8 protein-coding genes are annotated in these 13602 nt (G+C 74.0%); 5 read left to right on the forward strand and 3 right to left on the reverse strand.

The genetic code is table 11. The features are described from left to right. Positions 1-5 precede the first annotated feature (5 nt). Positions 6-1301, reverse strand: coding sequence for a sensor histidine kinase (locus AC3D3D_RS12735; protein ID WP_463661620.1), 1296 nt, complete (start codon positions 1299-1301; stop codon positions 6-8). 159 nt (positions 1302-1460) lie between these two features. Here AC3D3D_RS12735 and AC3D3D_RS12740 point away from each other — a divergent pair, with 159 nt between their 5' ends. Beyond that, positions 1461-2159, forward strand: coding sequence for a DUF4352 domain-containing protein (locus tag AC3D3D_RS12740; RefSeq protein WP_463661619.1), 699 nt, complete (start codon positions 1461-1463; stop codon positions 2157-2159). Positions 2160-2392: 233 nt separating this feature from the next. After that, a complete protein-coding gene (locus tag AC3D3D_RS12745) occupies positions 2393-5092 on the forward strand; it encodes a UvrD-helicase domain-containing protein (protein ID WP_463661618.1) in 2700 nt (899 codons plus the stop codon). Positions 5093-5119: 27 nt separating this feature from the next. On the opposite strand, the gene AC3D3D_RS12750 is transcribed toward AC3D3D_RS12745, so the two are convergent. Then, the gene (locus AC3D3D_RS12750; RefSeq protein ID WP_488512653.1) at positions 5120-7438 is read right to left on the reverse strand and encodes a 6-phosphofructokinase; all 2319 of its coding nucleotides are present in this window, start codon (positions 7436-7438) and stop codon (positions 5120-5122) included. A gap of 332 nt (positions 7439-7770) precedes the next feature. On the opposite strand from AC3D3D_RS12750, the gene AC3D3D_RS12755 reads away from it, so the two are divergent. From AC3D3D_RS12755 to sucD, 3 genes are all read left to right on the forward strand, one after another. Then, positions 7771-10023 carry an acyltransferase family protein gene (locus tag AC3D3D_RS12755; protein WP_463661616.1) on the forward strand — a complete coding sequence of 751 codons (2253 nt, stop codon included), beginning with the start codon at positions 7771-7773 and terminating at the stop codon, positions 10021-10023. A 214-nt stretch (positions 10024-10237) separates the two neighbouring features. Then, on the forward strand, positions 10238-11404 hold the full coding sequence (sucC, locus tag AC3D3D_RS12760) for an ADP-forming succinate--CoA ligase subunit beta (RefSeq protein ID WP_463661615.1): 1167 nt from the start codon (positions 10238-10240) through the stop codon (positions 11402-11404). Between the two features lie 19 nt (positions 11405-11423). After that, the gene (gene sucD / locus AC3D3D_RS12765) at positions 11424-12350 is read left to right on the forward strand and encodes a succinate--CoA ligase subunit alpha (RefSeq protein ID WP_463661614.1); all 927 of its coding nucleotides are present in this window, start codon (positions 11424-11426) and stop codon (positions 12348-12350) included. Between the two features lie 293 nt (positions 12351-12643). Here sucD and AC3D3D_RS12770 read toward each other — a convergent pair whose 3' ends face one another. Then, the gene (locus AC3D3D_RS12770) at positions 12644-13444 is read right to left on the reverse strand and encodes a MerR family transcriptional regulator (protein WP_463661613.1); all 801 of its coding nucleotides are present in this window, start codon (positions 13442-13444) and stop codon (positions 12644-12646) included. Positions 13445-13602: the final 158 nt, after the last annotated feature.

Consider the following 13602-nt stretch of genomic DNA (forward strand, 5'->3'; position numbering starts at 1 on the left):
GCAGTCTAGGAGGGGCCGGCGACACCGGCCTCGCGCCAGGGGAGGTGGACGTCCACACGGTGCCTGTCGCCGTCGACCCCGTGGTGTGCGTGCCCACCGAGGATCTCGGCGCGCTCGACGATGCCGACCAGGCCGGCGCCACCCGTGCCGGGGCGGTTGTCGGCCGGCGGCCCTGCCAGTCGGTTCGACGCCGCGACGTCGATGCCGCGCCCGGGCCCGCCGGTCACGCGCAGGCGCAGCGTCTCCTTCGGGGCGTGCTTGCGGGCGTTGGTCATGATCTCGGTGGTGATGCGGTGGACCGCCCGGGCCAGCGGTGCCGGTGCGTTCGTGGCGTCGTCGACGTTGACGACGGCGGCCAGGAGCTGACCGGCATCGGCCGACTCGTCGAGGACGGCCTGGAGCTGGTCGAGGGTGACGACCGGTTCCGGCGTCGGTTCGCGGAGCATGCCGACGAGCGTGCGCAGCTCCTGGGTGGCCTCCGCGGCCTGACCGCGCAGGCGGGCGGCGGACTCGGCGAGCCGCGGATCGTCGCGTGCCTCCATCTGGAGCGCGCCCGCCTCGAGGCTCAGCAGGGAGAGACGGTGACCGATGCCGTCGTGGATCTCCCGGGCGACCCGCTCGCGCTCGGCCTGCCTGGAGACGGTCTCGACGGCGTCGTCGCGGCTGCGCAGCGCGGTCTGCGCGACCGCCTCCGCCCCGCGGGCGTCCGAGCGGGAACGACGCAGCAGGCCGAGGCCGACCGCGCTGCCGACGGCGAGAGCGACGAACAGGGCGACCCCGACCCAGGGCACCGGGGCGGGGGCGTGGTCGTGCGGGGCGCTCGCGAGCATGACCCGCACCCACGAGGTCCACGTCGTCTCCCCGAGCAGGTCCCGCCACGTGCACACGACCGTCGCCACGGTGACCAGGACGACGGCCGCGACGGGGCGGGACAGCCGGCGGTGCGACAGGTGGCTCGAGAGCACCACGAGCGCGGTCACCGGGGAGAAGGGCAGCAGCAGGGCGATCGCGGAGGCGACGAGCAGCGTGGTCCGGGGGCGGCGGGCGCGGAGCAGGAGGATGAGCCCGTGCAGCATGCCGCCGACGGCCAGGGCGGGCACGAGGAAGACCTGCCACCCCACGAGCGTCTCCGGGTCCGCCTCCAGCCAGCTGCGCATGAAGGGCGAGTAGATGAGGTCCATCAGGGCGAGGACGCCGATGACCGCGACCACGAGCGTCGTGCGGGTCGGACCAAGAAGGCGGCGGACCGGTCCCCGGCGTGGTGCCGGGGCAGGCCGGCCGGAGGCGGTCGGGAAGGACATGCGCGCATCGTCCCAGGAGCCGCCGACGATCGTGCCCCTCCGAACGGGCGGACGGACGGACCGGTCGGAGGGTGGTGCCGGGACCGATCGGGGGATCCGGTGGGTGGGTGCGTCGGGCGAGCCTTCCTCCGTACCGATCAGCCCCCACCGGAGGACACCATGAACGAGCAGCCCACCACCGAGACCGGCGCACCCGCCGCGTCGAGCCCCGACGTCGCACCGCAGCGTCCGATGAGCAAGCAGGAGCTCAAGGCGCAGAAGCGGATGCAGAAGGCGAGCCGCGGCTGGTTCGCCCGGCACAAGGTCCTCACCGGTGTCCTCGTCCTCGGCGGCGTCGTCGCGGTCTCCTCGCAGCTCGGCGGCGAGGACGAGCCGGCCGAGGCCTCGGCGTCGGGCACCGCCACGGGCGAGCAGACCGAGGCCTCGGCTCCGAGCGCCGCCACGGGCGAGGCGGCCGAGGTCGCCGGCTCCCAGGTCGGAGTGCCCGTCCCGGTCGGCGACCTCGAGATCACCGTCGACGAGGTCGAGACCGGTGTCCCCGGCGTCGGTGACGGGTTCCTCGGCGAGGAGGCGCAGGGTCAGTTCGTGCTCGTGGACGTGACGATCTCGAACACGGGGGACAGCGGCGAGACGTTCTGGGAGAGCGACGCCGTCCTCGTCGACACCGAGGGCCGTGAGCACTCGACGTCCTCGGCCTCGATCTACCTCGAGGACGGGTCCTTGTTGCTCACCGAGATCAACCCTGGCAACACGACGAACGGCACCCTGCTCTTCGACCTCCCGGCCGACGCCGAGCCGGACCTCCTGCAGGTCTCCGCGGGCGTCTTCTCGGGAGACGAGGAGATCCGGCTGCGCTGAGGCGCCCCTGATCGCCCGGCCCGCGACCCTCCCCGGCGCGGGTCGGGCCCGACGTCCGCGCACCCCCGGGCGCGAGACGGCGTCGGGCGCCCGGTCCGCGGCCACCGCCGCGGGCCGGGCGTCCGCGTGCGGGGGGCGGTGCGGTGCTCATCGTCCACAGCCGGGCGGTGACGGGCCCGTCATCCACAGCCCCGCTCTCGGGTGTCGGCCGGCGCGGCTAACCTGGACCGACGATGAGCACCCTGTTCGACGGCCTCGACCTGCCCGCGCGCCGCAGCCGCACCACGGCCCTGCCCGCGACCCTCGCGCCGCGCCCGGACGAGGACGCGTGGGCGCCCGCCGAGCCACCGCCGGACGAGGGCGGCCCGTCGGACTCGCTGCCCACCCAGGCCGACCCCTTCGCCGACCTCCCGCCGGCCGGCACCGGCGCCGAGCTGCCCTCGGCGGCCGAGCGGGCACAGGCACGCGCCGATGCCGGCGGCCGCGGACCGCGCGGTGCCGACGAGCTCCTCGTCGGCCTCAACCCGCAGCAGCGCGAGGCGGTCACCCACGCGGGCTCGCCGCTGCTCATCGTCGCCGGCGCGGGCTCGGGCAAGACCCGCGTGCTCACCCACCGCGTCGCCCACCTCCTGGCCACCGGGCGCGCCCGGCCCGGCGAGATCCTGGCCATCACCTTCACCAACAAGGCCGCGGCCGAGATGCGCGAGCGCGTGGAGGACCTCGTCGGCGCCTCGGCGCAGCGCATGTGGGTCTCGACCTTCCACTCCGCCTGCGTGCGGATCCTGCGCCGCGAGCACGAGGCGCTGGGGATGCGCTCCTCGTTCTCGATCTACGACTCGGCCGACAGCCAGCGGCTCATCACCCTCGTGGGCCGCGAGCTCGACGTCGACCTCAAGCGCTTCCCCGCCAAGCTCCTCGCCCGCAAGATCTCCGACCTGAAGAACGAGCTCGTCGACCCCGACGACCACTCCGCCACGGTCATGGGCTCCGGGCAGGAGCTCGACGAGGTCGTCTCGCAGGTCTACCGCGGGTACGACGCCCGCCTGCGCCAGGCCTCGGCGATGGACTTCGACGACCTCATCATGCGCACGGTCCACATGCTCCAGGCCTTCCCGGCGATCGCCGAGCACTACCACCGCCGCTTCCGCCACGTCCTGGTCGACGAGTACCAGGACACCAACCACGCCCAGTACGTGCTCGTGCGCGAGCTGTCCGGCGGCACCACCGACGACCCCGTGCGTCCCGGCGAACAGTCCGGCGTCCCCGGCGCCGAGCTGACCGTCGTCGGTGACGCGGACCAGTCGATCTACGCCTTCCGTGGGGCCACGATCCGCAACATCCTCGAGTTCGAGGCGGACTACCCGCAGGCCCGCACGATCCTGCTCGAGCAGAACTACCGCTCGACCCAGACGATCCTGTCCGCGGCCAACGCCGTCATCTCCACCAACCCCGGCCGGCGCCCGAAGAACCTGTGGACCGACTCGGGCGGCGGCCCGCGGATCGTCGGCTACGTCGCGGACTCCGAGCACGAGGAGGCGCGCTTCGTCGTCGAGGAGATCGACCGGCTGCGCGACGACGAGACCGCCACGACGGGCGGGCCCGGGCCCGGCGAGCGGCGCATGCGCTACGGCGACATGGCGATCTTCTACCGCACCAACGCCCAGTCCCGGGCGCTGGAGGAGGTCCTCGTCCGCGCCGGCGTGCCCTACGTCGTCGTCGGGGGGACCCGCTTCTACGAGCGCCGCGAGATCAAGGACGCCGTCGCCTACCTGCGTGCCGTGGCCAACCCCGACGACGAGGCGAACATCCGGCGCATCATCAACGTCCCGCGGCGCGGGCTGGGGGAGAAGGCCGAGCAGGCCCTCGAGCGGCACGCCTCCCGCGAGCGGATCTCCTTCGGCCAGTCGATCGCCGACGCCGCGGCCACGGCCGGCGACGTCGTCGAGGGGCGGACGGTGCCCGAGGTGCTCGGCCTGGCCACCCGCTCCCGCACGGCGGTGCGGGGCTTCCACGAGCTGATGACCGGGCTGCGCGAGCTGGCCGACGGCGGGGCGGGGCCGGCGGAGATCCTCGACGCCGCCCTCGACCGCTCCGGCTACCTTGCCGAGCTGCGCGCCTCGGACGACCCGCAGGACCAGAGCCGCGTGGAGAACCTCGCCGAGCTGCACGCGGTGGCGGCCGAGTTCGTCGAGACCGACCCCGAGGCCGGCCTGGGCGACTTCCTCGAGCGGGTCGCGCTGGTGGCCGACGCCGACCAGATCCCGGGCCTGGCCGGTGACGAGGGCGTCGTCACCCTCATGACCGTGCACACCGCCAAGGGCCTGGAGTTCCCGGTCGTGTTCGTCACCGGGCTCGAGGACGGCACCTTCCCGCACCAGCGCTCGCTGGGGGAGTCCGACCAGATCGCCGAGGAGCGGCGCCTGGCCTACGTCGCGCTGACCCGCGCGCGCGAGCGCCTCTACCTCTCGCGGGCGGCCGTGCGCACCGCCTTCGGCCTGCCGCAGGAGATGCCCGAGTCGCGGTTCGTCTCCGACATCCCGGCCGAGCTCGTCGAGTGGCGTCGCGAGCAGTCCTCCACCGACGCGATCCGCGGCTCCGGGCGCGGCGCCGACGGCCGCACCTGGGCCTCGGGGGTGCGCGTCTCGCGCGCCGAGCCGCGCACGCCCACCCGCCCGGCCGCCTCGTCCAGGCCGTGGAAGCCGGGCGAGAGCGTGCGCAAGGACGGCGAGCCCCGCTTCGGCTCGGCCACCCCCCGGCCCGACGTCGAGGTCCCCTCGCTGAGCCCCGGCGACCGCGTCAACCACGACGCCTACGGGCTGGGCACCGTCATCTCCATGGAGAACCCCGGCGCCTCGGCGGTGGCGAAGGTCGACTTCGGCGACGGCCAGGTCAAGCGCCTGCTGCTGCGCTACGCGCCGCTGACCAAGCTCTGACCGACGCGTCCGCGCCGACCGACGCCGTCAGGGCCGGCCGACGCCGATGCGCGGCATCTCGACGTCGTGGCCCGGCCGCGACACCGCGGCGACCAGGTCCCGCATCGCCATCCACCACTGGTGGCGGGGGCGCCGGTTCGGCATGTCCATGAGGGCGGGGAAGCCCGCCAGGTCGGCGACGGCGACACCGCCGTCGACCTGCCCGACGTACCGGTAGTCGTGCCCGCCATCCGCGAGCTGGTCGTCGAGCTCGCCGACCGCGGCGTGCACGAGCCGCGTGGCCAGCACCCGGTCGAACGGTGAGGGCGTGCCGCCCTGCTGGAGGTGGCCGAGCACCACGGTGCGCACGTCGAACAGGTCGTGGGACTCCTCGGTGAAGACCTTCGCCAGCAGGTCCGCGTCGTAGCTCGAGGCCTCCTCGTTGCGCACCACGAGGTAGAGGCGTCGCCCCTCCTCGAAGGAGGCGCGCATGGCGGCGGCGTCGTCGGCCAGCTCGGCCAGGGTGAGCCCGTCCTCGTGGAGGTGGACGCGCTCGGCACCCGAGGAGATGCCGGCCATGAGCGCGAGGTAGCCGCAGCGCCGGCCCATCGTCTCGGCGACGAAGCACCGCCGGGTTGCCGAGGCGGAGCGGCGCACCGGGTCGAGCACGTCGACGATCGAGTTGAGCGCGGTGTCCGCCCCGATGCTCAGCTCGGAGCCGGGCAGGTTGTTGTCGATCGACGCGGGGACACACACCACCGGCAGGTCGAGGGCGGGCAGCCGTTCGCGCTCGCCGGCCATGCGCAGCGCGCCCCGGTAGGCGTTGAGGCCGCCGACGAGGACGAGCGCGTCGATCCGCCGGTCCTCGACCACGCGCGCGATCCGGTAGAGGTCCGCGCCCTCGGGCAGGCGGCGCCGGGTCCCCAGGTTCGCCCCGCCCTCACCGACCCAGGCGTCGACGCCGGCCCAGGTCAGCTCCTCGAGCTCGCCGGCGACCAGTCCCGGGAACCCGCCGCGCACCCCGAGCATCCGCCAGCCGCGGGCCGCCCCGAGCCGGACCGCCGCGCGCACCGCGGTGTTCATCCCCGGCGCCGGCCCGCCGGCGTGGAGCAGGGCCATCCGGGGGGCGTCCTCGCCGGGCGGCGCCTCGGGCGGGACGGTGAGGTCGGTGAACACCGAGTGCATCTCCCGGAAGGACCGGCCGCGCGCCGCCATGGCCGCGGGGCCGTCGCCGGCGCGGACGAGCTCGCCCACCGCGCGGGTGCGGGCCACGGCCTCGGTGAGGTCGAGGGCGGTGACCTGGTTGCGCTGCACGCCCAACACGATCGACGCGCCCGGGTCGGCGGTCGGGGCGTCGTCCGGTCGGTCGGGGGATGCCGCGTCGACCGCCCGGCCGGGTGCCGCCGGCGCACCCGTCGCTGCGGGGCCCGCCGTCTCGTGCGCCGGTGCGGAGGCGGCGACGCCGGTGCGGCCGGGGGCGAGGAGCTCCTGGGCCGCGGCGCACCCCAGCAGGGTGGGCATCCAGCGGTCGTAGGCCGAGGGCGCGCCGCCGCGCTGGACGTGCCCGAGGATCGTCACCCGCGCGTCCTCCCCGGCGCGGCGTCCGATCTCCTCGGCGACGCGGGCGGCGTCGACCGGCTCGCCGGCCAGGTCCCGGGTCCCCTCGGCGACGACGACGATCGACTCGCGCCGCCCGGCCCGCCGGCCCGCCAGCAGGCGGGCGTGCAGGGCGTCGCCCCAGTCCGCGCCCGGCGGGTCCTCGGGGGTGAGGACGTAGTCGCAGCCGCCGGCGACGGCGGACATCAGCGGCAGGTATCCGCAGCTGCGCCCCATCACCTCGACGACGAAGGTGCGCTGGTGGCTGGCCGCCGTCGAGGAGAGGTCGTCCAGCGCGGCGACCACCCGGTGCAGCGCGGAGTCGGCGCCGATGGTCATGTCCGTGCCGACGAGGTCGTTGTCGATCGTGCCGACCAGGCCGACCACCCGCAGCGTGGGATGCCGGTCGGCGACCTCCGGAGCCAGGGCGCCGGCCGCCACGGCCTCGGCGAGCAGCTCGGGCCACTCCCGGCGCAGCGCCTCGGCGCCGGTGAGCGAGCCGTCGCCGCCGATGACGACCAGCCGGTCGATGCCCGCGCCGGCGAGGTTGGCCGCGGCCCGCCGGCGTCCCGCGCGCTCCCGGAAGTCCGAGGCGCGGGCGGTGCCGATGATCGTCCCGCCGCGGCCGAGGATCGAGCCGACGTCGTCCCACCCCATCTCGCGCAGGTGCTCACCGCCGGCGACGGCGCCCTGCCAGCCCTCGGTCACGGCGAAGGGTCGCCCGCCGAGGCGGATCGTGGCCCGGACGACGGCGCGCACCGCGGGGTTCATCCCCGGGGCGTCGCCGCCCGAGGTGAGGACGCCGACCCGGGGTGCGTGCTCGCGGGGCCGCTCGGCCGCCGGGTCGGACCGGTCGTCGGGGGTGGTGGGACGGGCCGGTGCGGGAGCGCTGGGCACGCCCCCATCCTGCCAAGACCTGCGACGACGCGCCCGGGCCCGCCACGGCACCGGCGGCGGGCGGCCGCACCGTACCGGGTCGCGCCCCGGATCCGGGGGAGTGCTGTCCGCGCGTCGCACCCTGCGGCGTCGGGACATCGTTCTAGCGTGAGGCCGTAGGAGGGGAACGACGACACGGCCGTTCCCCGGCGACAGGTGGTGAGGCGATGACCGGGCGGCAGCCGACGGGCTCCGGAGCGACGGGCCACCCCCAGCGCTCGCCCCGTGCGGGCTCACCCTTCGCCGACGGCCCCCGGGCCAGCCGCCCCGGGTCCGCGGCAGGCGCCACGGCCGAGGGCGACCGGCGCACCGGCGGATACTCGTCCGGCTCCTATTCGACGCGCGGCACGGCGACGGGCCCCGCCTCCGCGGGCGGCACCCCGACGGGTGGCACCTCGGCCAAGGACGTCGTCCGTTCGGGCCGGATGCCGGGCCTGGACGGTATCCGCGCGCTCGCCGTCGGGGCCGTGTTGCTCTTCCACCTCTTCCCGGCCGTCGCCCCCGGCGGCTTCCTCGGCGTCGACCTGTTCTTCGTTCTGTCCGGCTTCCTCATCACCACCCTGCTGCTGCGTGAGATCTCCCGCTCGGGCCGCATCGATCTGCCCGGCTTCTGGCGGCGGCGCGCGCGTCGACTGCTGCCCGCCCTCGCGCTGGTCGTCGTCGTCGCCGTCCCGGTGGCAGCCCTGGTCGAGCGCGACCTCATGGTCAACATCGGCCGGCAGGTCCTCGGGGCGCTGACCTTCTCGTCGAACTGGCTGGAGGTTGCGGCGGGCTCGTCCTATGCCGACCAGACCGCACCGCAGCTGTTCGTCAACTTCTGGTCCCTCGCCGTCGAGGAGCAGTTCTACCTGCTGTGGCCGCTGCTCGCGCTGCCACTCATCAAGCTCGTGCGCGCCCCGCGGATGCTCGCCCTCATCGCCCTGGGCATCGCCCTGCTCTCCGCGGTGCTCATGGCGGTGCTCGTCACCCCCGGCGGCGACCCCACGCGGGTCTACTACGGCACCGACACCCACCTGTTCGGGCTCATGCTCGGGATCGCGCTGGCCTTCGTCGCCCGGGACTCCCGCGGACCGCTGACGACCACCGCCTGGCAGCGGGCCCGGCCCGTCGTCCCCGTGGCCGGGCTGCTCGTGCTCGTGCTGCTCGCGCGGTTCGTCCCCTTCGAGTCGGTGTGGACCTTCCGCGGCGGCCTGTTCCTCGCCTCGCTGGCCGCCGCCGCGCTCGTCGCCGCGCTGCTGGGGCCGCGCACCTGGTTCACCGCGGCGATGGAGCTCGCGCCGCTCAAGTGGCTCGGCGAGCGCTCCTACGGCATCTACCTGTGGCACTGGCCGGTCATCATCGTCCTCGACGCGCTCGTGCCGACCGCCGAGGGCTCGGCCGCCCGCACCGTGCTGCGCCTCGCGGCCCTCGTCGTCACCCTCGGCATCTCCGCCGCCTCCTACGAGTGGCTCGAGCAGCCCGTGCGCCGCAACGGCATCCGCGCCACCGTGCGCGGCTGGCTGGCCGGGGTGGCCGGTCTGGGCCGTTCCCCGGCGCTGCCGGCCCGGCTGGCCGCCGCCCTGGGCGTGGGGCTCGTGGCGGGCACCGGCGTGGCGGTGGCCACCGCACCGGAGCAGTCCGAGACCGCCGCGGAGATCGCCGACAACGAGCAGCGCCTCGCCGACCAGCGCGCCGCCGAGCTGGCCGCCGCCGAGGAACGCGCTCGCGAGGAGGAGGCGGCCTCCGACGGCACCGCCGGCACCGAGGACGGTCAGGGCGAGCCGGACGACGGCGGCGCGGACGAGCCCTCCGACGGCGCCGCCGAGGACGGGACCGGCGGCGAGGCGCCCACCGAGGACGATCCGACCGAGGACCCCTCCGACGACTCCTCCGAGGGGACGGAGGAGGGGCAGCAGCCCTCGCCGGACGCCGACTTCTCCGTCCCCACCGGCGAGGAGCTGTCCATCTTCGGCGACTCGCTCGTCGTCACCAGCCTCGACGCCCTGGAGTACTACTACCCCGGCGTCCACGTCAGCGCCCTGTCCAACGACCAGTGGCCGGCGGGCGAGGCCGCCGTCGACGCGGCGCTGTCCGCCGGGACAGTGCGCCGCGCCGTCGTGCTGCACTACGGCACCAACGGCGGGATGCCCGACCCGGCCATCCTCGAACGGATCCTCGACAATCTGGGGCCGGACCGCCCCGTCGTGCTCGTCAACCTCTACGGCTCCTCGTCGTGGGTCCCCGAGGTCAACGGACAGCTCGAGGAGATCGCCGCGGCCCGGCCCAACGTGGCCCTGGCCGACTGGAACGCCACCGCGAGCGAGAACCCCGGGGCGCTGCAGGCCGACAACATCCACCCGGACATCGACGGCGCGCACGAGTACACCCACACCATCACCCGTGCCTTCGAGGAGCTCGCCGAGCGCCACGAGCAGGAGTGAACGGCGGCCCCCACGACCGTCCGAGGACTTGGCCATCGCGGACCCACGGTCGGACCAAGAGCCCGCCACGAATGTGAGAAACCCCAGAAATCCGCCAGAAACGTGGGCCTGCACACCCTGAGACGCAGGGCCTGGGACAGAGGTCCCGCGCTAGGCTCGCCTCGAATGTCTCGGAGTCGAGACATCGCCACGGAGCGAGGGAAGGAACCATCGGGTGGACCTCTTCGAGTATCAGGCGCGCGACATGTTCGACAAGCACGGAGTCCCCGTGCTGCCGGGCATCGTCGCCTCGACCCCGGCCGAGGCGCGTGCCGCCTACGAGCAGCTCGGCGGCGAGCTCGCGGTCATCAAGGCGCAGGTGAAGATCGGCGGCCGCGGCAAGGCCGGTGGCGTCAAGCTCGCCCGCTCCGCCGACGAGGCCGAGCAGCACGCCGAGGCCATCCTCGGTATGGACATCAAGGGGCACACCGCCCGCAAGGTGCTCGTCGCCGCCGGCGCCGACATCGACACCGAGTACTACTTCTCCGTCCTGCTCGACCGCTCCGAGCGTCGCTACCTCGCCATGTGCTCGGTCGAGGGCGGCATGGAGATCGAGCAGCTCGCCGTGGAGCGTCCCGAGGCGCTCGCGCGCGTCGCCGTCGACCCGGTCGTGGGCATCGACGAGGCCAAGGCGACCGAGATCGTCACCGCCGCGGGCTTCTCCGACGACGTGGCCGGCCAGGTCGCCGACGCCATCCGCAAGCTGTGGGTCGTCTACCGCGAGGAGGACGCCACGCTCGTGGAGGTCAACCCGCTGGTGCGCACCACGGACGGGCAGATCATCGCCCTGGACGGCAAGGTCTCCCTCGACGACAACGCCTCCTTCCGCCACGAGGACCACGAGGCGCTCGTCGACACCGCCGCCGAGGACCCGCTCGAGGCCAAGGCGAAGGCCAAGGACCTCAACTACGTCAAGCTCGACGGCGAGGTCGGCATCATCGGCAACGGTGCGGGCCTGGTGATGTCCACGCTCGACGTCGTCGCGTACGCGGGTGAGGGCCACGGCGTCGGACCGGCCAACTTCCTCGACATCGGCGGCGGCGCGTCCGCCCAGGTGATGGCCGACGGCCTGGACGTCATCCTCGGTGACGAGCAGGTCAAGGCCGTGTTCGTCAACGTCTTCGGCGGCATCACCGCCTGCGACGAGGTCGCCCGCGGCATCGTCCAGGCCCTCGAGATCATCGGCGACCAGGCCACCAAACCGCTCGTCGTGCGCCTCGACGGCAACAACGTCGAGCAGGGCCGGGCGATCCTGGCCGAGGCGAACCACCCCCTGGTCACCCAGGCGGACACCATGGACGGCGGCGCGGCCAAGGCCGCCGAGCTCGCGGCAGCGAAGTAAGGAACGGGACCCACACACCATGTCGATCTTTCTCAACCGCGAATCGAAGGTCATCGTCCAGGGCATGACCGGCTCCGAGGGCCGCAAGCACACTGGCCGCATGCTCGGTGCCGGCACGAACGTCGTCGGCGGGACCAACCCGCGCAAGGCGGGCACCACCGTCGAGTTCGACGTCACGCCGGTCGGCCCGGGCGCCGAGGAGCGCACCGCCGGCACCGTCTCCGTCCCGGTCTTCGGGACCGTCGCCGAGGCCAAGGAGGCCACCGGCGCGAACGTGTCGGTCATCTTCGTGCCGCCGGCCTTCGCCAAGAGCGCGGTCGTCGAGGCCGTCGACGCCGGCATCCCGCTGGTCGTCATCATCACCGAGGGCATCCCGGTCAAGGACTCCGCGGAGTTCTTCACCTACGCCCAGTCCAAGGGCGTGCGCCTCATCGGCCCGAACTGCCCCGGCATCATCACGCCCGGCCAGTCCAACGTCGGCATCACGCCCCCGGACATCACCGGCCCCGGCCGCATCGGGCTCGTCTCGAAGTCCGGCACGCTGACCTACCAGATGATGTACGAGCTGGCCGACATCGGCTTCTCCACCGCCATCGGCATCGGCGGCGACCCGGTCATCGGCACCACGCACATCGACGCGCTGCGTGAGTTCGAGGCCGACCCCGACACCGACGTCATCGTCATGATCGGCGAGATCGGCGGCGACGCCGAGGAGCGTGCCGCCGAGTTCATCAAAGCCAACGTCACCAAGCCGGTCGTCGGCTACGTCGCGGGCTTCACCGCGCCCGAGGGCAAGACCATGGGCCACGCCGGCGCCATCGTCTCCGGCTCCGCCGGCACCGCCCAGGCCAAGAAGGAGGCCCTCGAGGCCGTCGGCGTCAAGGTCGGCAAGACCCCCACCGAGACGGCGAACCTCGCCCGGGAGCTCCTCACCGGCACGGCCTGATCGCTCTGGTCCGACCGCTCTGGTCGGCTCGACGACGCCCCCGGCACCCACGCGCGGTGCCGGGGGCGTCGGCGTGCTGGCAGGTGCCCCGCGCTGGCTGGAACCGACGCCCGGCCTGCTCGCCGCCACCGACCTGCCACTCCCGACCTCTCAACTGCAGATGTCACCTATCAACTGGCAATGCGGGCTGACAGGTGACGTTGGCGGTTGATCGGTCGGGGTCTGTGTCTGGCGCGGCTGGACGTGGGACCGCAAACGCCCCGGCCCCTCAGCGTCGGACGCGCTCGTGCCGCCTACGTCAGCGGGCTCTGGAAGTACCAGAGGTGTCCCTCGAGGTCGCGGGCCCCGTACTCGCGCACGCCGTAGGGGGCGTCCATGGGCTCCTCGACGATGTCCGCCCCGCGTTCCACCGACCGGGCGTGGTGCTGGTCGGCGTCGTCGACCTCGACGGCGGTCATCCCCGTGGCCGCCCCGACCTGTCGGGGCGAGCGGAAGCCGTCGCCAGGCGGGTGCAGCCAGATCGCGAGGTCGCCGGCGAAGAGCTCGGCGTGGACGACCCTGCCGTCCGGCGCGTGGGTGAGGCGGCCGGGAGAGAGGTCGTAGGTCGTCGACAGGTAGGTGTGGGCGGCCTCCAGGTCCTCGTAGACCAGAAGGGTCGTTGTGCCGCGGGCGGGGGTGTCCATCTCGCTCATTTCCTCGATGATCGACAGCAGATTCTCGGAACTCAGCTCCGTCGTCCCGTCCAGCTCCGAGACGATCGCCCGGAGCCGGGCCGCCAGTCGGGTGGCGGCCGTCGCGGTGCGCGTGGCCTCCTCGGCGTGGCGCGTGAGCGTCTCCCGCAGGTCCCAGCCCGGGTCGTCGAGCAGCGAGCGGATCTCGGCGAGGCCGAAGCCGAGCCGACGCAGCGCCAGGATGCGGTACAGCCTGACGACGTCCAGCGGCCGGTAGAGGCGGTGCCCGCCGGCGGTCTGGTCCGAGGGGCGCAGCAGGCCGGTGACGTCCCAGTGGTGCAGGGTGCGCACGGTGATGCCTGCGTGCTCGGCCAGCTGACCGGTGCGCCATGCCGGTGCGACGGGCTCGGTGTTCTCAGCCATGCGGCGACGTTAGAGCGTCACGCAGCGTGAGGTTCAAGCCCGGGGCGTATGGCGCCACTGCGAACGTCGACGGGCACCGCCGACCGTTCTCGCCGACCTGCCACTCCCGACGTTTCAACGGCAGATGTCACCTATCAACGGGCACTGCGGGCTGACAG

It is taken from the genome of Georgenia sp. X1117 (assembly GCF_057784635.1).